Genomic DNA, 19,586 nt, shown 5'->3' with positions numbered 1-19,586 from the left:
ACCAATAAGGGACTTTAACTCGTTCATAGTTAAGCTATACAAACAAAGGTTGCCTACGCAACCTACAATTTAGGGTTCTACCGGACAAGTTATGCTAAATTATTACAAATGATAGACCTTAACTCGTTCATAGTAGGGGTCAACGGCCGTTGACCCCTAAAAAACAGGCAAGATGCGGCGTGCCATACCTAGAATTTAGTCCGCGCAGGCGGACTTCGTTTTTATAGGATAAGGCTTTAGCCTTTTATTAATTATTAGTTTAGCATAGTTTGTCCGATAGAACCGTAAAATAAACCCGCCCCTATTTTATGAGATTAAAAACCAACTTCATTGGCAAAATTAGCCCCAACGGACAAAATGAAATGGCCCAGCAATTGAACCCCAAACTAATTCATCAGTTTCACGATCAAGTCCTCGATCAAAACTAATTAATTGATGTTCGTCTATTTCAAAACTATTATCTAAATAAGTTTCTTTACCATTACGAACCACAATACAATTTTTTCCCGGTTTAACAATACCTTTAAAACTCTTACCCGTCCAACTAACAATCATGTCACAGCCTGGCATTTTTTCTAAATGATCAGGAGTTAATTGTTTTAATCTTTCTATGTCACGGGAAGCACCAAAAAAAGCTTCTTGTTCTTCTTTAAGTTTATAATTTTCTAATTCAATTTGTTCATCTACTATCTTAAATTTAAGCACTCGTAAACGATAGGGACGGTTTAACATATAATCATAAGCTTGTTCTAAAAATAAACTGAATTCAGGGAAAATTGATATGGGTAAGGGACGCATACAAACCCGAATATGGGCATAAAAAGGAGGATTGGCAAACGCTTGTTCTTGATTACTAAAATCAGCAGACATCCAACGGACTAAAGTTGTCAAATCAGTAGCATGAGTCATAGTTAAGTATTTATTTACATAGATTAGGCCTTCCCTATTGTAACCTAAGCAGATAATCAATAAAACGGGCAAATATTTATATTAATAACCTTGTAGGGGCAGGTTTTTATCATAACCTATGGTGAAAATCTAGCATTTTAATTAACCTGCCCCCACACCACTATTATTATCAAATGGGCGCGTTTTGTAAATCATTCCTGGTGATTACCGCCAAATAAAGGGCGGGTTTTGTATATAATTCCTAGACTACGGCTAATATTCTGGCTAAACCCGCCCCTACCAAACTGATTTTTATTAACAATTATCCAATAATTATAATCAAAAAAATCCTATGAAATATGACCCAGATATTCACCATCGTCGTTCCATTCGTTTAAAAAATTATGATTATTCTCAACCTGGTGCATATTTTATAACGATTTGTATTTATCAAAAACAATGTTTATTGGGGGAGATTGTCGATGATACAATTAACCTAAATTTATTGGGAAATACAGTTAAATTTTATTGGGAAAACCTCATTAACTATTATGCTTATTTACAATTAGATGAATTTGTGATTATGCCTAATCATTTACACGGAATTCTAATACTAAATGATAGGAAACAGAAAATTCACCGGAAAGGAATCCCTGAAATTATTCGCGGATTTAAGACTTTTTCTGCTAAACATATTAATTTGATACGTCGATGTCCTAATGTTCCTGTATGGCAACGAAATTACTATGAACACATTATTCGCAATGAATCTGATTTAAACCGCATTAGAGAATATATTTTAAATAATCCTAAAAATTGGTTAAAAGATCCAGATAATTAATAAAACGAGTAAATGTTAATATTAACAACTTCGTAGGGACAGGTTTTCACCATAGGTTATGGTGAAAATCTAGAATTTTAATTAACCCGCCCCCACACCACTATTATTATCAAATGGGCGCGTTTTGTAAATCATTCCTGGTGATTACCGCCAAATAAAGGGCGGGTTTTGTATATAATTCCTAGACTACGGCTAATATTCTGGCTAAACCCACCCCTACAAAATACGATATATCAAACCAAAATTGGATTAATGCGAGTAATTTTAAACTGTCATTTTGCTTAACATTATTATGAGATTGATATTTTTTGACGACTAAAATAGATCATTAATAGGCTAAATATAATCATGCCTATTAGATATTTTAACACAGAAGGAATTAAAGGACTAGGGGATAAAAATCCTTCAATAATTCCCGCTAAAATTAACATGGGAATAATGCCAAAAACTAACTGCGCTGCCTGAAATCCATAAAATTTTAACGCATCAATTCTACGATATTGTCCAGGAAAAAGTAAAGATCTCGCAATAAGTAAACCTGCTGCACCGGCTAAAAAAATAGCGGGTAATTCTAAAGAACCATGAGGAAAAACAAAGGCCCAAAAAGGGTAAGCTAAATTATTTTGTCCTACTAAAGCACCAATTGCTCCTATTAATAATCCATTAAATAATAAAATATAAATGGTAACAATTCCGACGGTAATTCCTCCTCCAATTGCCGTAAAAGCTACACTAATATTATTAATCATAATATTACTAGAAGCTAAAGGTTCAACCCCCAAAATAGACCCCATCCACAATTTATGCTCATCCCTTACTTTGACAATTAAGTATTCTGGTACAATTAAAGACATAAAAGTAGGATCTTGCCAAGCATACCACCAAGCGACCAAAGCCCCTAACAAAAATAAGGCAGTTGCGACAATAATATAACCCCATGTTTCCTGTATTATTGTAGGGAACCGCCAACTATAAAATTCCCAGATTCCTTGCCATTCTTGACGACGAGAACCTTGATAAATTTGGCTATAACTACGAGATGTTAATTGTTGTAAGTCTCTGATAAGAGTCGTTCCGAGTTGATGAGTTTTAGCACGGGACAAATCGGCGGAGACAGAACGATATAAGCTGGCTAATTCGTGAATTTCTGAGCTTTGGAGGGACTTTAAGCCTTTTTTTTGTGTTTTTTGTAAAATAGCATCCAATTGCTTCCAGTTGGGTTCTCGTCTAGCTATCCATCTTTGAATATTCATAAAATTTTCTAGATATTATCCTAAATTTAGCTTAAGATAGCAGTAAATCTTTGAATTTAACGAAATTGTTTTGAGGTAGCGATGTCTAAAAGTTCAAACACCACTCAATCTTTAGGTACTCTTAGTATAGGTAATGTGGTTAGTGCTGGTCTGCGGATTTATCGAGATCATTTTAAATTGTATTATACTCAAGCATTGATTAGTTATTTTTGGTTATTTGTACCTGTTTATGGATGGGCAAAATTTTCAGCTATTCAGGGTTTAATTGCTCGTCTTGCTTTTCATGAAGTTATTGAACGTCCTGAAACAATTCATGAAGCAAGGCAACAGGTTCAACCTCGGATGTGGAACTTTTTAGTAGCAGGTTTTTTAGTCTTTTTAATTGTATTTGCTTCAGTGATTATCGGGGCTATTATTTTCGGATTATTTGCTTTGATTCTTGGCTTGATTTTTGCCTCTGCATTTCAGGATAATCAAATTATATTAGGTATCGTTGGCTTTATATTTGGGATAATTGCTTTTTTCATCTTTATGTTTGGTTACATCTGGATTTTTTCTCGACTTTCTATTGTTGAACTGCCCATTGCAATTGAATCTCAATCTGATGCTTCTTTTGCTATTAATCGAAGTTGGAAGTTAACTAAAGGTTCTGTTCTTCGCCTTCAATTAATCTTCTTTGTTGCTTTTTTAGTAACTCTTCCCTTATCTTTAATAATCAATTTTGCTAGTTTATTAATTCCTTCAGATTCTCCAATTTATCTTATATTTAATTTAGTTATATCTATCTTAGTTGGGGCTTTAGTTATTCCTTTTTGGCAAACCATTAAGGCAGTTGTTTACTATGACTTGCGTAGTCGTAAGGAAGGATTAGGATTAGAGATTAAAGACTCATTAAGTGATGATTAATTAATTTGAAATTGTTTGATAAATATTATGGATTTTTTTAATAAATTTACCTTAGAAACTCCTGAAAGTGTTGAACTAGATTTTACTTTAGCAGGAATTGGCAACCGAGCTTTTGCTTTAGTGATTGACTATTTTTGTTTTTGGTTAATTCTGATTATTTATTTATTAAGCACTTTTGTTTTTTCGGAAGTAATTAGCACCGTACTAAACTCATTTTTACCTAATTTAGAAAATGTAGAAATGTGGCTAACTGCTATTTTCTTTGTCATTTTTTTCTTTATTTATGTGGGTTATTTCGTATTCTTTGAAACTTTATGGCAAGGTCAAACCCCTGGAAAAAGACGGGTTAAAATTCGAGTAATTAGAGATGATGGTAGACCCGTTGGACTACAACAAGCAACCTTAAGGGCTTTACTACGTCCTGTTGATGATATCTTATTTCTTGGTGTATTATTAATTGTCTTTAGCAAACAAGAAAAACGTTTAGGAGATTTAGTAGCAGGAACTTTAGTTATTCAAGAAGAAAAAGCCAATAATTTAGCAACTTTTCTGATTTCAAAAGAAGCAAAAGGATTAGTTAATTATCTGATAGATAAATCTAATTTGTCTCGTTTATCTACTGAACATTTTGCTGTTATTCGAGAATATTTACAGCGACGGGAAGGAATGTTAAAGCAAGCAAGACATGAATTAAGCCGTAAATTAGCTTATCAAGTTAAAGATATTATTGAATTACAAGAAATTCCCGAAAATACCACCGCTAATCATTTCTTAGAAGCTGTTTATTTGGCTTATCAACAAGGAATAGAAAATAAGGAATAATTCCCACATTCCGCACTTTAAAATGTAACATTTAATGTTACTTGCGAGACTAAATTAATTACACAAAATTTGTAGGGGCGGGTTTTTGTAGTAGGGGCGGGTTTTTTGCATAAATCAATACTCAATAGGTGCAAGCTTTCCCACCATCCCACCCACACCCTGCCAAGGGTGGGGTTAACTGTACAAAGCCAGCATCGGCTGGCTAATTTTCTGGCGTGGGGACATGAAACCCTGAAAGCCTTACCAGATGACGAAAAGAGCAAAACATGGTAAAAAGAAAATGTTCTTTTTTTAGCGATCGCCGTCTAAACCCAAAATGTTACCAGAAATTTATAACAACCATTTAACAAAGTATCTGAAAAAATCGGAATATTTAATACTGTTAATCATGATAGAATTAGTGCAAGTATATAGGAAAATTAGGTTTTATGAGTTAGCTAGTTATTTTCCCAGTCCCATTTTATTTGAAAGTAAGAGAAAAAAGTTAAAACGGTTTTTCGAGATTCCTTGTTTGACAATTGAAGGAGTATGGATACCTATCATAAAACAGTGGTTAAAGCAATCATTTAGTACAGGAGATGTCTTACATATTGCCATAGATAGAACCCAATGGGGGTTGATTAATATTTTGATGGTAAGTCTGGTAATTGATAATAGAGGAATTCCCTTATATTTTGAGTTGCTAGATCACATCGGTAATAGTAACTTTGACACACAGAAAAGTATATTAGCCCGAATATTACTCTTTCTAAAAGAATATAAAATAGTTGTCTTAGGGGATAGAGAATTCTGCTCAGTTGAACTAGCAAAATGGTTACATGGACAAAAAAGAGTTTATTATGCACTCAGATTGAAGAAAAGCAACTATATTGAAGTAGAAAAGGAAATGTGGACGCGACTAAAAGATTTAGGATTATCTTCAGGAATGTCTTTATTTTATCAAGGAGTTAAAGTTACGAAAACAAAAGGATTTATAGGCAGTAATATAGTGGCGAAATGGAAAAAGAAGTATAGAGGAATAGAGACAAAAGAAGCTTGGTTTATTATCACAAATTTAACCAGTATTGATGAGACGATTGACGCTTATAAAAAGAGATTTTGTATTGAGGAAATGTTTCGGGATTTTAAGAAAGGTGGTTATGATTTAGAAAGAACGAAATTAACAGGACATCGCCTTACTTCCTTAATTATATTGATTACTCTAGCTTATTCAATGGCAACATTTTCTGGAAAAATTATTAAAGAGAAAGGATTGGCAAAATATGTGGGGAGAGTCAGAAAAAACAAGAAAATGCGACGGAGACACAGTAACTTTTATATCGGTCTTCATGGAAAAGATTGGGTTGACTCTTGTGATTTATTTACCGTTGAAGCCCAGGCATTAATGCAATTAAGCCCCGAAAAACGCGCCTATTATCGACGAGGACGACGGGCTATATCCCTGATTAAGTCTAGCTTATAGATTTTTATGTCCCCACGCCAGGCTAATTTTACACAAAGTCCGCGCTCGTCGGACTTCGTTGGTATAGCCACAGGCTTTAGCCTGTCGGCGTTTGGGACTAAGTTGACACTAATGACGGCCGTTGACCCCTACAAGGTTTGAGAACGCACTTGTTCTGTATAATCTTTTGGTCGCATTTTACGGAAACTTTGGAACATTATCTCACGAAGATTTTGGGGTAAATAAGAGATAATTATGCCTAGATTCCCTCGTTTAGAACTGCCTAATATTTGATTAGATTGTTGTAATAATGTTCGTCCTTCTTTTGTGTTTCCTTGTTCAATTAATCTTAGTCCTAAATCTTGTTGAGCTTGGGCTAATTTAATAATACGTTTGGCTTCTAATTGGGAATCTTTAAATTGATAACTGTTGATACAAAATACTTTAGCTTTGAGAAAGTGTAAGTTTTGTTTTAAGCTAGTTTGTCCCCCATGAAAACGATATTCCATTAAAAATTCTGGTAAAAAATAGCCTTGTTTTCCTGCTAATGCTAACCGAACTAATAGATCAAAATCTTCACATCCATCTGCTTCGGGACGCATATAATCTACTTCTGCTAAACAGGAACGACGAAATAAAGTTGACCCTACTTGTAAACTTTGATGATAAAATGTTTGCCATTCAAGATCATTAATAATACCTATTCCTATTTTATCTTTACCCCATTTTGTAGTATTTTCTTGAGTTGCTGACTCTATTTTATCATGATTTTGATTAATAATCCAATGATTTGTACAAACAAAATCTACTGTTTTATTATTATCTAAAATCGATACTGTTTTGGCTAAAAATTCAGGGGTTAAAGCGTCATCATCATCAAATTTAATAAAATAATTGCCTTCAGATGCGTCAAATCCTGAACGCATATTGCGACTACGACCTAGATTTTGATGGTGTTTAATATAGCGAATTCTTGAGTCTTGAAATTTGGCAATAATTTCAGAAGTGTTGTCAGAAGACCCATCATCACAAATAATCAATTCAAAATCTTGATATGTTTGATTAAGAACACTTTGAACTGAATAAATGAGAAAATTTGCTCGGTTGTAAGTGGGAATACAAACACTAACTTTAGTCATAGAATTAATAATCTAAGATAATGTACGTTTAATTTTACTAACAAATCCTTCTAATTTTCGGGTTGCTTTAGTTAAAGAACTTGCCGGATTTAATTGTTTAGGTTTTTGTTCTGGATTTTTCAAAAAACGATAGTGTAAAAAGATGTCTTGATATCTAATATTAACATCTTCTCCTTGACATAAACGAGCAAAATTTTTAGATGAATAGTTCATATAATGAATACGATGAATGGGTTTTAATCCTTGTTCATTGTACAAAACATTATCAATATTGACAAAAGGATCAGAATCTGCACAGTTTCCCGTTCTATCTTTTCCATCAGGACTTTGGGTAAAATTATAAATAGAGTAATCAGAACGTAAGGTCATATAATTGAATAAAAAGGCATCATCCCACCAGCGAGAAACCCAATTAATCTCTTGATCTTCGATTAGCTTTGTTTGTAATATCATTAATTCTTCGTCATTAAAAATACCTTGACCAGAGGCAAAAAAACTAGAACAATGTAATTTTTGTCTAATTTCTTTTTCTTGATAAATACCTGTTTGCATAATTAAATTAATATCGAGGGCCGCTTTTATATCGGGTTTACGATGTTCCCAATCATCGAATACAAAATCATAGGTTTCTAATTTTTCAAATAGGTTTGTTAATGGCTTCATTCCTAAACTATCTGCATCATAATAAACAAACTTATCTAAAGGGCCATCAAAAGCCATAAATTTACGATGATGACCTTTTCCCCAAGCAGGAAGACTGAATTTTTCTTTCTTCTCTTCAGGAAATGTTTCCCAAACATTTTGAGCAAAATTTTCCCATTTTTCTATCGAAGATTGACTATCAAATAATTTAACATTGGATCGGGTATAAATTTCTGCTTTTATTCGACTAATTCGCTCGTCAAAGGGAATGACATAGATCGGAATATTAGCACTAACATTGACTTCAATACTATTAAGAAGGGCAATGAGTTGATCATAAACAACATCATTTGCTAAAGTATAAATCCCTCGTAAGACCATCCTAATTATCTCCTAATTTACAAATATTCTGAGTTGATTTAACTAAGTAAGGAGTCAAACTCAACTTAATTATATCCGAGTTTGAACCCTAAATTATTAGACAAGAACTGAAGTTATTAACCAGTTATAATTTTGTCAGGAAAACTTGACTGAGTTGAAATAACTCAAAGGTAATAAAAATGCCTAAAATTGCTGTCACCAGTTTATTTAACCAAGGTAAATTTCCTTGACCAAATAAAGAAGCAATAAACTTAAAGATCACGATGGCTAAAGCGGTGAGAATAAAAATTTTGGAAATTGTCATAGTTTAAGAGGTTAATTAGATATTGAGTGTTTTGTTAGGATCAATTGATTAATTGACCCTAAAGATACTGCTAGTGAGTATTTCCTAGACTTATTTAGCAAAGTAAGCTTCTAAAGCTTCTTTGACAATTTGATTCATGGCCCTTGCTTCTTTTTCAGATACTTCTTTTAGCTGAACAAACATCTCATCAGGAACACTAACCCGATGCTGATGTTTACGAATACGTCGAGGTTTAATAAGTTTTACTCGTTCTATGGGTTGATACGTCTCACTAAACCCCCGTAACGCCTCCAATCCTACTCGACTGCAAAATTCACCAAAACTTTCCCCCGCTACCCTATCTTGCTTAAAATAGGCGAATAGAGGCTCTAAAAATCTTTCGATCTCCTTATGGGGTAACTTTTCAATGTAAGCTTGGGCTAATTGAGTTTGATTTGGAGTTCCTCCTAACCAAATTTGGTAAGCTTCGGGGCCACTGCCCACAAAGCCTAATTCTGCCATATAAGGCCGGGCGCAACCATTAGGACAACCTGTCATGCGAATGACGATTTCTTCTGATCCTAAGTCTAATTCGTTGAGAAGGGTACGAATTCCCTCAATAATCCCCGGTAAAGCCCGTTCTGATTCGGTAATGGCTAGACCACAAGTCGGTAAAGCTGGACAGGCCATGGAATAGCGGGTCAGAGGATCGATTTTTTCAGCTACCGTAACGACCCCACAATTGTTAAAAATTGTTTCGATCGCATTTTTGTGATCCGGGTCAATGTCATAAAAAATTAGGTTATGATTGGCCGTCAGACGCATCGGTAATTGAAATTGCGTCACAATCTGTTTAAGGGCGGTTTTCAGTTGAAAAGTTCCCTCATCTTTGACCCGGCCATTTTCAATGGATAGACCAAAAAAGAGTTTACCATCTCCTTGTTCGTTCCAACCCAGATAATCCTCATATTTCCAGTCAGGGAGGGGTTTAAAGGGTTCAATAGGTTGACCGAAATATTGTTCAACTTGGGTGCGGAATTTTTCGACTCCCCAATCTTCGATGAGATATTTCATGCGGGCATGACGACGGTTGAAGCGATCGCCGTAGTCCCGTTGAGTGGCGACAATGGCCTTCATCAAGGCATAAATATCTTTTTTAGCCACATATCCGATGGGATCAGCCAAACGGGGGAAGCTTTCTTCTTTATTATGGGTACGTCCCATGCCTCCCCCGGCCAAGACGTTAAACCCTTGTAGTTCTCCCTCATTGTTGGTGATCACCACTAAACTGACATCATGGGTATAGACATCAATGGAGTTGTCTCCAGGGACAGTAACAGAACATTTGAATTTACGGGGCATATAATGTTCCCCGTAGATAGGTTCTTCTTTGTCCACAAAGGTAGTTCCATGCCCATTTTGTTGTCTAGCGGCTTTGACTTCTGGGGCTTCTTCCCCACTGAGGAATTTTTCCCCATCGAGCCAAATTTCGTAGTAAGCTCCTGTTTGGGGTCGTAATAAATCAGCAATTTTATCAGCGTATTCCCAGGCGTATTGATATTCTCTACGATTTTTGTAAGGGGCAGGTGGGGCCATGACATTGCGATTAAGATCGCCACAAGCCCCTAAAGTTGATCCCATACTTTTGACAATGGCCGCGATCGCTGCTTTCAGATTTTTTTTCAAAATTCCGTGTAATTGAAATCCCTGACGAGTTGTCACCCTTAAGGTATGATTTCCATACTCATCACTGAGACGATCTAAAGTTAAATAGAGTTGCGCGGGAATAAATCCCCCAGGGTTCCTGGTTCGCAACATCATTTGATAATCTTTTTCTTGTCCTTTAACTCGATTATCTCGGTTATCTTGTTGATAAGAGCCATGAAACTTTAGTATTTGAGTGGCATCTTCTGTAAAATGGGTAGTATCTTCTAAAAGCTCAGTTGCTAGTGGCTCTCTTAAAAAGTTACTTTTCTCTTTAAGGCCTTCTACTTTAGACACTTTGTGGGTTGGTGAAATGGGAGTTTTAACCATTGCGATAAAATTAATTAAACACGGGACAAATTAGATCTGCTGGCGAATTACTCAGGCCTATTTTGAGCTATACTCTCTATTTTAGCCTTTTTAATCCTTTTTGATTCTTTAAAAAATGTGACATTCTTGAGATAAATGATTGACTTTATTCTCTGAATATGAATCAGATTTAACTAACTCTTTCAAGTAAGAAAAATAAATCCTTCGTTTCTCAAAAATCAAGTAAAATTATGCTATGAAGAATCAATAAAATTGAGAGAATGAGTCATGAAACACTATGGTAAAATAAAGGACAATTAATATCGATACAGATTTATGGGTAATACCTTCGGGCAGTTATTTCGCATTACCACTTTTGGAGAATCTCACGGCGGTGGAGTCGGAGTGATCATTGATGGATGTCCCCCACGCTTAGAGATCACAGAGACTGAGATACAATTTGACTTAGATCGTCGTCGTCCTGGACAAAGCAAAATTACCACCCCCCGTCGAGAAGCCGATATTTGTGAGATTCTATCAGGTGTCTTTGAAGGAAAAACCCTAGGGACTCCCATTGCTATTTTAGTCCGTAATCAAGACGCGCGATCGCAAGATTATGATGAAATGTCTCTCAAGTTTCGTCCGTCTCATGCGGATGCTACTTATGAGGCGAAATATGGTATCCGTAACTGGCAAGGAGGGGGCAGATCTTCAGCTAGGGAAACTATCGGACGAGTGGCGGCCGGGGCGATCGCGAAAAAAATACTAAAACAAGTTGCTAATGTTGAAATTGTAGGTTATGTCAAACGCATTAAAAATTTAGAAGGGGTGATCGATCCTAATACTGTTACCCTCGAACAAGTTGAAAGTAATATTGTTCGTTGTCCCGATACAGAAATGGCTGAAAAAATGATTGATCTCATTGATCAAACTCGACGAGATCAAGACTCTATTGGAGGAGTAGTAGAATGTGTGGCCCGTTATGTTCCTAAAGGGTTAGGAGAACCTGTTTTTGATAAATTAGAGGCCGATTTAGCTAAAGCTGTCATGTCTCTTCCGGCGAGTAAAGGCTTTGAAATTGGATCAGGATTTGACGGAACTTTATTGACAGGAAGTGAACATAATGACGAATTTTATCTTGATGATAATGGAGAAATTCGCACAGTTACGAATCGTTCTGGAGGCATTCAAGGAGGTATTAGTAACGGCGAAAATATTATTATTAGAGTTGCATTTAAACCCACTGCTACTATTGGCAAAGAACAAAAAACTGTCACTTTAAATAAAGAAGAAACTACCTTAGCAGCTAAAGGAAGACATGATCCTTGTGTATTGCCTCGCGCTGTACCGATGGTAGAAGCAATGGTGGCTTTAGTTTTATGCGATCATTTATTACGTTTCCGGGGACAATGTGGGGTTTTAGAATAGAAATAAAATTAGAATATGGACAATCAAAAAGTTGGTAGTAATGAGTCTATAAAGTTTTATCACATTAACAAACCTTATGGTTTTTTCTCCAACTTTGCACCCTATGAGATTTCTTTAAAAGGTAAAATTTGGCCGACGACAGAACATTATTTTCAAGCTCAAAAGTTTGTTAATACTCCCCATGAAGAAGAAGTGCGACAAGCACTAACAGCATCAGAAGCGGCTGAGATTGGACGTGATAGGGGCCGTCCCCTCCGTCGAGACTGGGAAGTGGTAAAAGATGATGTGATGGGAGAGGCACTATACGCCAAATTTACTCAACATCCTGACTTAAAAGAGAAATTATTAGCAACAGGCGATGTTAAGCTCATTGAACATACAAAAAATGACAGATATTGGGGAGATGGTGGAGATGGAAAAGGAATGAATAGATTGGGTGAGTTATTGATGGAAATTCGTGAACAAATACGTGATCAAACTTAAATTAAGCTTTTTCTGAGGCTAATTTATCCGCTAAACGAGTTGTTTCTGGTAAACGATATTTTGTCAAACAACCCATAACATAATTAAGGGCAGTAGGTAAACTAATTTTATGACCAATAGATACATAAATCGGTTTAACATTCGTGCGAGATCGCAAGACTGCCCCAATAACTTCACCTTGATCAATTAAGGGTTTCCAACTGCCTTTTTCTAGGGGAATTTCTTCATGTTTACCAATGAATAAAGATTTAGCTACCCCAATAGTAGGAACATCAATTAATACCCCTAAATGAGAGGCAATTCCTAAGCGACGGGGATGGGCAATTCCTTGTCCATCACATAAAATAATATTAGGTATAGTTTTGAGTTTTTCTAGTGCTTTTAACAGGGCAGGAATTTCTCGAAAAGAGAGAAAACCTGGAACATAAGGAAAAGTAGTAGAAATAACTGCTGTTTGACTTTCTACTAATTTTAATTCAGGGAAACTTAAGACAATAACAGCCGCTTTTGTCAGTTGATAATTATCCTCAAATCCGACATCAACACCCGCCACATAATCAACCTTTTCAAGTTGATCTTCTGTGATAACTTTTTTTCTAAGTTCATCTTGAATTATTTTAGCATCTTCAAGAGATTGAGGTAATAAAAAATTAGCGTTAATTTTCATTGACTAATTCCGAAAAATAGACTTTAACTCGTTCATAGTTAAACTATAAAAACTAAGGTTGCCTACGCAACCTAGAAGTTAGTCCGCGCTCGTCGGACTTTGTTTCTATAGTATAAGGCTTTAGCCTTTTATTAATTATTAGTTTAGCATAGTAAGTCCAGTAGAACCCTCCTTATTTGGTAAGTCTTGAAATGAATAAGTATTGATTTGATTCATTGATTATTTGCCTTATTTAATGTTTCAATATTCCAATCAGCCCACAATTGTATACGCGCTCCACAATAAAATTTACCTACAACTCTAAAGGGTTTTATATTGCTGTATAAACATAATTCTTCTGCATTATTTTCTTCAGCAATAATAAGTGTTAATTTATAACAACCAGGAGTTAAATTGACTGTGCCTATATTCAAAGAAACTTGCATTTTTTCTCCAGTATTAGTAAAATTAATACCATTAAAGAAAGAATTACAGTAAGCAATATCATCTAACTCTTGACTAATGATTTTAACAACAACACAAAATTTGGATATATTCGCATTGACTGTACAACTAATATTAATCGTTAATTCATCTAAATAGTTGATACTTTCAATATTTTTTTCAGATTTAGTAGCAAGTTCAACTTCATGAATGACAGCTTTACCACTACCCGCAACCATTGCTTCTTCGCCAGAAAAATAACTATAAAATTGATCAATTCCCTTAGCTACATCATTACCCTGAAACTCACATACCCCATGATTCATAACGATAATATCAGAAGATACACGACTAATTTGCGGCATACTATGAGACACTAAAACCACCGCCGCATTCTGAATCATTTTTTGAATTGAATTAAAACATTTAGCACGAAACCCTACATCTCCAACCGCTAAGACTTCATCTAATAGTAAAACATCTGGTTCCATCTGAGACGCAACCGCAAAACCTAATCTAACTTGCATCCCCGAACTATAATTAACCACTGGAGAATCAATAAACTCTTCTAATTCAGAAAAATCAATAATAGCATCAAGTTTTTTATCAATTTCTTTTGTTGAAAATCCTAAAATTGCTCCTCGACTATAGATATTTTCTCGTCCCGTTAAAATGGGGTTAAATCCAGCACTAAGTTCAATTAAAGAGCCAATTCTTCCTCGAATTTCAATTCTGCCTTTGTCGGGTTTAATTAAGCCATTAAGTATTTTTAATAAGGTACTTTTACCTGCACCATTTGGGCCAATTAATCCTAAACATTCTCCTCGACGCAACTCAAAAGAAATATTATTAACTGACCAAAATTCATCTTTTCGTAATTCACGTTCGTATTTACTTCCTGTCACTTCAGAAGTAATATCTTGAACGCCGTACCACAGAGATCTTTTGAGATCACGACAAAACTTTTTCGAGACATTTTCAACTTTGATTAAAACTTCATCGCTCATATTTTTATAATTTCCTAGTCAATGATATTAGAGTTACCAAGAAACCAAAACTAACCGTATAATCTTTTTAGTATCTTCTTATAAATTGATTAATTGTGCATTCCTTAATAAAATATCATAAACTAAGCAACATAGGTAATAAAATTTGGGTCATATATCTCAAATACAAAGAAATGTGTCTATCCTTATGATAACAATCGCTATTATTCCTGCCCGTGGGGGATCTAAGGGAGTTCCTGGCAAAAATATTCGTCCCTTAGCGGGTAAACCCTTAATTGCTCATTCTATCTTAGATGCTCAAGAAGCGCAATTGGTAGATCAAGTGTATGTTTCCACTGATGATCCTGAAATTGCGGAGGTTTCTCAACACTATCAAGCACAAATAATTGATCGGCCTGCCGAACTTGCCAATGATACAGCATCATCCGAGTCTGCTTTAATTCATGCTATAACAGAACTAAAAAAAAGGGAAATCAACCCTGATTTAATTGTTTTTCTGCAATGTACCTCTCCTATTAGAACCGGACAACAAATTGATCAAGCTATCCAAAAATTAGAAACTGAAAAAGCAGATTCTCTGGTTTCTGTCTCTCCTTCCCATCGGTTTCTCTGGGAAGAAGTCAATGGAGTACCCCGTTCTATTAACTATGATTACCGTCATCGTCTCCGTCGTCAAGATATGAACCCTCAATATGTAGAAAATGGCTCAATTTATGTGTTTAAACCTTGGGTACTGCAACAACTAGGAAACCGACTAGGAGGCAAAATTTCTCTATTTGCGATGGAAGAAGCGGCCGCGATGGAAATTGATTCTTTGACAGATTTCGCTATGGTAGACTATTTTCTAAGTCATGAAAATTCTGATCTTAAGTAATGGTCACGGGGAAGATCAAATTGCCGTTCGTATTATCGAGCAATTATACACCTTTTCTAACCCTCCCGAAATTGTCGCTTTGCCTTTAGTGGGGCAAGGATACGCCTATAAAAAGCTAAATGTTCCCCTCCTTGGTTCTGTGCAAACTATGCCTTCTGGTGGCTTTATTTATCAAGATAGTCAACAATTATGGCGAGATGTTCAAGGAGGTTTAATTCCTTTAACCTATGAACAATATAAAGTGATTCGTCAATGGGGAAAAACTGGTCACAAAATTTTAGCGGTGGGGGATATAGTTCCTTTGCTATTCGCTTGGTTAAGTGGGACAGAATATGGGTTTGTTGGGACTGCTAAATCAGATTATTATTTACGGGATGAAACGGGTTGGTTATCTCATACTTCTGGATTAACTCGTTGGTTAGGGTCAAGATATTTTCCCCATGAACGATGGTTAATGAGTCATCCTCGATGTCGTGGAGTCTTTCCTAGAGATAGTCTGACGGCCCAAGGTTTAAAACGTTGGTCTATTCCTATCTTTGATTTAGGAAACCCAATGATGGATGGTCTAGAACCTTCTCAAACCGAAAATTTGACCATTCCACCAGGTACATTAACTATTCTATTATTACCTGGTTCAAGACCCCCTGAAGCTTATAATAATTGGCAATTGATCTTAGAATCACTTGCCGGGGTCATGGGGCGATTTTCTGACCGTTCTGTGGTGTTTTTAGGGGCGATTTCTCCTGGTTTAAGTTTAGATTCTTTACAATTTTTTGTGATGTCTCATGGTTGGATATATGAACCTCTTAATTCTGGCCAAATTAGGGTTAATGATGATCAGGTTTTGGGGTTTACTAAAGATAACGGAACTTTAATTTTAAGCCAAAATATTTATAGAGACTGTTTACAGAAAGCTGATTTAGCGATCGCTATGGCCGGAACAGCAACGGAACAATTTGTCGGGTTAGGAAAACCTGTGATTACTATTCCTGGAAAGGGGCCTCAATTTACCCCAGAATTTGCGATCGCTCAAACTCATCTTTTAGGAAATTCTGTCATTTTAGTAGAAAATACTTTAGAAGTTGGCCCAATAATTGATTCTATAATTAATGATCCCCAAAGATTAGAAGAAATTGCCGAAAATGGAAAACGACGTTTAGGAAATAGTGGGGCTGCCCAAAGAATTGCTCAGTGTTTGATGGGTCAATTCTGGAATTTGTGAACTCAGAGAAAAACGACGTATTGCTTTAATTTTAATCTAATGCAGAAAACTTGACCTCCAAAGGTTTCCTTGTGGCAGAATTAGTAGGTATTAATTTTTAGCTTTTATTCAGAGGAATTCTACAGGTGATGACACCCTACTTCAAAAAATTTGTATTATGATAGCGGCAAGTATTGTTTTAGTCAGCTTGTTCATGAAGGGGAACGGTCTTATTGGGGAGAAACTGCCATCCCCAAAGATTATGTGCTGAATTACTTGACAGAGTCTCTTATTTTTTATTTAACTAACCATTATGCACCAAATTAGAAGAGCAATAATAGCTGATGCACATCTCATTGCACCTTTATGGCGTTCTTTTTTAGAAGCGCGATCGCAAGCTGATCCCTCAATGCAGCTTAAACCTAATTTTGACTTAGAAAAGTATGTGGAAAAACAGTTAAAAACTCCTAATTCTTATTCTTTTGTGGCAGAACATCAAAAAACAATTATTGGGTTTCTTTTTACCTATGTCTACGATGAATCACTTCCCCCAGAATTATCTGCTACTACGGAAATGTGGGATACTCCATTAAAACCGCGTCGGGTGGGTTCAGTATTAGGGTTATATGTGTTAGAAGAACATCGTAACCCCAAACTTATTAAAGAGTTAATTGAGGCTGCTATTGCTCAAGCTGAGGCTTTAAAAGTGAGTGATATTGACGTTTTAATTAGCAGGGAACAAACGGGAATTCATAGTTTATTAGAAAAGGCGGGATTTACTAAGTCTGCCATTCAATACACGAGGCATTATAACATAAATAATGATAATTTACCACCGTTAAATTCAGCAACTTCTGAAAGTATAAAAGTTCAGATGCCATCTCCAGGAATGATTCCTTTAAGAGATCCCAAAACTCAACAAAATGTCCTTAACCTTCAAGGGGAACAAGTCTTTTTATTTCCCCTTAAAGATCATTTAGGAAACCTATTAAAGACTTCTAGTGGTTTGCCTGTTTATTCCACACCTTTAAGAGATCCAGAAACACAAGATTGGGTATTTGATCAAGATGGTAAATTGGTTGTTTGTCCTGTGTTATTTGATGAAGATGGAAACATCATTGAATATCAAGGAATTCCTCTATTTTGTCCACCTTTATATGAACGATCAGGAGATAAATTAATTTTGAAACAAGATGGTGAGGGTAATTATTTATTTGCAGAAGTTGAACATAATGAAGATGGAACTATTAAGCGATCGCCTGATGGTAAACCTATGTTTAAATATGATTGATTGAATCGTAGGGGCGGGTTTATTTAATTTACAAGCGAAGTCAATCATAATTATGATTAAAAACCCGCCTCTACAAATTTTGTGTAATTAATTTTGTCTACATACTTAATATTATGCCCGATTTTCAAAATAATTATAAGCCCATAATTATTTTTAATTGACGACACTTAAACGAGGCTTTTCATAGTGAAGACAGACTAATTGTTGAGCAACAAGAGTTACTAAAGCATAGCTTTGTCCATCCTCATCTGAAAATTCTACTTCATAGGTTTCTCCATTTTTATAGATTTCTACCACTGTTCCCACTTGTCCTTTAGGTAAAAGAAGATGCTTATCTGTCATAAATTGACAAGTTTCAAAGTCTTCTAAAAGGGCAACCATATCATGTATTTTAATTTCATTCATTTTAGTTTATCTCCTTATTTGATAGGATAAATAGATGTTAATCTAGGATAATTGTCTTCAAAGAAAATAATCCAAGCAGTCCTGATCTTTGATGTTCCTACTTCAGTCTCCATTATAAAATCAATGACATATTTTTCGCCATATTGACTGGTCGTAGTGTAAGTAACTGATTGAGTGTTGACTGCTTCAAAAATAGCTGTTATCAGCTTTTCTTGATTATTAAGAGTAATCCCTAATTTAACATTAAAAAGACGTGCTTTATGTTTGCCATCCCTATGCTCAAAATTGAGGGCATAGGTAGTTAATTTCTCGATGATTTGCTCTCGTTGAATCCTATCTCGATAAGGTAATTTCATTATTGTTTACCTGTACTGGAAGTGATAACCTAAAATACATTTTCTCAAATTGTGTTATATTGAGAATATAAGCTCAAAGTAAACATAATAGTTGGAAGGTGATTAAGGATGAAAAATCAACCAATGACTAATAATGAAGAATATCCCGCACCAAATGGTGAATTACCCCCTGAGATGAAACATTATGGACGAACAAGGGAAGAACAGATTAAAATTAATCAAAAAGGTCTAGAAATTATGCGTCAATGGCGAGAGGAGGCAGAAAAGCGGGCTAAAACTTTAACTCCTGAAGAAATACAACAAGAGTTAGACGCATGGAAAATGGTAGAAGAAACTATTGATAAATATAGAGAACGGAAGTTGTTTACTAAAGAATGATTATTTTTCTAGATACAAGTATTTTGGGTAAACTCTCTAATCCTAACCCTAATCCAGATGCCATTCAATGTCAAATTTGGTTTGAACGTTTATTAGCAAGAGGGGTTTATTTTGCTTCGTCGGAACTTTGTTTTTATGAACTAAAACGAAGTTTAATCTTATCCGTCAAACGGGGAAATAGTTCTGAAGGATTAAAAAAAGCAAATAACTTGAGACAATTTATTAATGTCTTACAAATAGATGAAGATGTAGCAGATTTAGCTGCGGAAATTTGGTCAATATCTCGTTTACAAGGAACACCAACAGCAGATGAAAAATTGTTAGATATTGATATTATTATTGCTGCTCATTGGCAATTATTAACGGAAAAATTTCCAGGAAGATATGTTGTTGTTAGTACAACAAATGTTAAACATCTTAGGTTATTTACAGAAGCAGAAGAATGGCAAAATATTTATTAAACT

Annotated in this window: 20 protein-coding genes and 1 pseudogene; 11 read left to right on the top strand and 10 right to left on the bottom strand. The window is 35.3% G+C overall.

Going from position 1 to position 19,586, the window contains the following annotated elements:
• Positions 1-314 precede the first annotated feature (314 nt).
• Positions 315-909 (bottom strand): annotated as a pseudogene (locus tag AsFPU1_RS05845) (chromophore lyase CpcT/CpeT).
• Between the two features lie 331 nt (positions 910-1,240).
• On the opposite strand from AsFPU1_RS05845, the gene AsFPU1_RS05840 reads away from it, so the two are divergent.
• Entirely contained in the window at positions 1,241-1,729 is a 489-nt protein-coding gene (locus AsFPU1_RS05840) for a transposase (protein WP_124975759.1), read from the top strand.
• 290 nt (positions 1,730-2,019) lie between these two features.
• On the opposite strand, the gene AsFPU1_RS05835 is transcribed toward AsFPU1_RS05840, so the two are convergent.
• The gene (locus tag AsFPU1_RS05835; RefSeq protein ID WP_124975761.1) at positions 2,020-2,982 is read right to left on the bottom strand and encodes a stage II sporulation protein M; all 963 of its coding nucleotides are present in this window, start codon (positions 2,980-2,982) and stop codon (positions 2,020-2,022) included.
• An 81-nt stretch (positions 2,983-3,063) separates the two neighbouring features.
• Between AsFPU1_RS05835 and AsFPU1_RS05830 the strand changes: the two genes are divergently transcribed.
• The 3 genes from AsFPU1_RS05830 (at position 3,064) to AsFPU1_RS05820 (ending at position 6,172) form a co-directional block, all read left to right on the top strand.
• A complete protein-coding gene (locus AsFPU1_RS05830) occupies positions 3,064-3,888 on the top strand; it encodes a DUF975 domain-containing protein (protein WP_124975763.1) in 825 nt (274 codons plus the stop codon).
• Between the two features lie 27 nt (positions 3,889-3,915).
• Entirely contained in the window at positions 3,916-4,710 is a 795-nt protein-coding gene (locus AsFPU1_RS05825; RefSeq protein ID WP_124975765.1) for an RDD family protein, read from the top strand.
• A 316-nt stretch (positions 4,711-5,026) separates the two neighbouring features.
• Positions 5,027-6,172, top strand: a complete 1,146-nt coding sequence (locus tag AsFPU1_RS05820) for an IS4 family transposase (RefSeq protein ID WP_124969650.1) — start codon at positions 5,027-5,029, stop codon at positions 6,170-6,172.
• Between the two features lie 128 nt (positions 6,173-6,300).
• Here the strand turns inward: AsFPU1_RS05820 and AsFPU1_RS05815 are convergent, their stop codons facing one another.
• From AsFPU1_RS05815 to sir, 4 genes are all read right to left on the bottom strand, one after another.
• A complete protein-coding gene (locus AsFPU1_RS05815; protein WP_124975768.1) occupies positions 6,301-7,290 on the bottom strand; it encodes a glycosyltransferase family 2 protein in 990 nt (329 codons plus the stop codon).
• A 12-nt stretch (positions 7,291-7,302) separates the two neighbouring features.
• Positions 7,303-8,313, bottom strand: coding sequence for an Npun_R2821/Npun_R2822 family protein (locus tag AsFPU1_RS05810; protein ID WP_124975770.1), 1,011 nt, complete (start codon positions 8,311-8,313; stop codon positions 7,303-7,305).
• Between the two features lie 124 nt (positions 8,314-8,437).
• Positions 8,438-8,617, bottom strand: a complete 180-nt coding sequence (locus AsFPU1_RS05805; RefSeq protein ID WP_124975772.1) for a hypothetical protein — start codon at positions 8,615-8,617, stop codon at positions 8,438-8,440.
• A 90-nt stretch (positions 8,618-8,707) separates the two neighbouring features.
• On the bottom strand, positions 8,708-10,630 hold the full coding sequence (gene sir, locus AsFPU1_RS05800; protein WP_124975774.1) for a sulfite reductase, ferredoxin dependent: 1,923 nt from the start codon (positions 10,628-10,630) through the stop codon (positions 8,708-8,710).
• Positions 10,631-10,945: 315 nt separating this feature from the next.
• On the opposite strand from sir, the gene aroC reads away from it, so the two are divergent.
• Together aroC and ybiA are read left to right on the top strand one after the other, a co-directional pair.
• A complete protein-coding gene (gene aroC / locus AsFPU1_RS05795; RefSeq protein WP_124975776.1) occupies positions 10,946-12,037 on the top strand; it encodes a chorismate synthase in 1,092 nt (363 codons plus the stop codon).
• A 15-nt stretch (positions 12,038-12,052) separates the two neighbouring features.
• Positions 12,053-12,520, top strand: coding sequence for a riboflavin biosynthesis intermediates N-glycosidase (ybiA, locus tag AsFPU1_RS05790; RefSeq protein WP_124975778.1), 468 nt, complete (start codon positions 12,053-12,055; stop codon positions 12,518-12,520).
• 1 nt (position 12,521) lies between these two features.
• Here ybiA and nfi read toward each other — a convergent pair whose 3' ends face one another.
• A complete protein-coding gene (gene nfi / locus AsFPU1_RS05785; protein ID WP_124975780.1) occupies positions 12,522-13,187 on the bottom strand; it encodes a deoxyribonuclease V in 666 nt (221 codons plus the stop codon).
• A 212-nt stretch (positions 13,188-13,399) separates the two neighbouring features.
• The gene (locus tag AsFPU1_RS05780; RefSeq protein ID WP_124975782.1) at positions 13,400-14,617 is read right to left on the bottom strand and encodes an ABC transporter ATP-binding protein; all 1,218 of its coding nucleotides are present in this window, start codon (positions 14,615-14,617) and stop codon (positions 13,400-13,402) included.
• Positions 14,618-14,804: 187 nt separating this feature from the next.
• Between AsFPU1_RS05780 and AsFPU1_RS05775 the strand changes: the two genes are divergently transcribed.
• The 3 genes from AsFPU1_RS05775 to AsFPU1_RS05765 all read left to right on the top strand — a co-directional run bounded on the left by AsFPU1_RS05775 (position 14,805) and on the right by AsFPU1_RS05765 (position 17,983).
• Positions 14,805-15,491: an acylneuraminate cytidylyltransferase family protein gene (locus tag AsFPU1_RS05775; RefSeq protein ID WP_124975784.1), complete on the top strand. Its 687-nt coding sequence runs from the start codon at positions 14,805-14,807 to the stop codon at positions 15,489-15,491.
• On the top strand, positions 15,469-16,713 hold the full coding sequence (locus AsFPU1_RS05770; RefSeq protein WP_124975786.1) for a lipid-A-disaccharide synthase-related protein: 1,245 nt from the start codon (positions 15,469-15,471) through the stop codon (positions 16,711-16,713). Before AsFPU1_RS05775 ends, AsFPU1_RS05770 begins: the two co-directional genes overlap by 23 nt.
• 292 nt (positions 16,714-17,005) lie before the next feature.
• Complete coding sequence (locus tag AsFPU1_RS05765) at positions 17,006-17,983, top strand: GNAT family N-acetyltransferase (protein WP_124975788.1); 978 nt, start codon at positions 17,006-17,008, stop codon at positions 17,981-17,983.
• A 153-nt stretch (positions 17,984-18,136) separates the two neighbouring features.
• Here AsFPU1_RS05765 and AsFPU1_RS05760 read toward each other — a convergent pair whose 3' ends face one another.
• Both AsFPU1_RS05760 and AsFPU1_RS05755 read right to left on the bottom strand, forming a co-directional pair.
• Positions 18,137-18,388 carry a DUF4926 domain-containing protein gene (locus tag AsFPU1_RS05760; protein ID WP_124975790.1) on the bottom strand — a complete coding sequence of 84 codons (252 nt, stop codon included), beginning with the start codon at positions 18,386-18,388 and terminating at the stop codon, positions 18,137-18,139.
• Positions 18,389-18,402: 14 nt separating this feature from the next.
• Positions 18,403-18,744: a DUF6883 domain-containing protein gene (locus AsFPU1_RS05755; RefSeq protein WP_124975792.1), complete on the bottom strand. Its 342-nt coding sequence runs from the start codon at positions 18,742-18,744 to the stop codon at positions 18,403-18,405.
• A gap of 108 nt (positions 18,745-18,852) precedes the next feature.
• Here AsFPU1_RS05755 and AsFPU1_RS05750 point away from each other — a divergent pair, with 108 nt between their 5' ends.
• Positions 18,853-19,122: a hypothetical protein gene (locus tag AsFPU1_RS05750; protein WP_124975794.1), complete on the top strand. Its 270-nt coding sequence runs from the start codon at positions 18,853-18,855 to the stop codon at positions 19,120-19,122.
• Positions 19,119-19,583 carry a PIN domain-containing protein gene (locus tag AsFPU1_RS05745; RefSeq protein WP_124975796.1) on the top strand — a complete coding sequence of 155 codons (465 nt, stop codon included), beginning with the start codon at positions 19,119-19,121 and terminating at the stop codon, positions 19,581-19,583. The genes AsFPU1_RS05750 and AsFPU1_RS05745 overlap by 4 nt, the downstream gene beginning before the upstream one ends.
• Positions 19,584-19,586 lie beyond the last annotated feature (3 nt).

This window comes from Aphanothece sacrum FPU1, assembly GCF_003864295.1.
In the GTDB taxonomy this organism is placed as follows: Bacteria; Cyanobacteriota; Cyanobacteriia; order Cyanobacteriales; family Microcystaceae; genus Aphanothece_B; species Aphanothece_B sacrum.
This window is presented reverse-complemented; position numbering and strand designations above follow the sequence as displayed.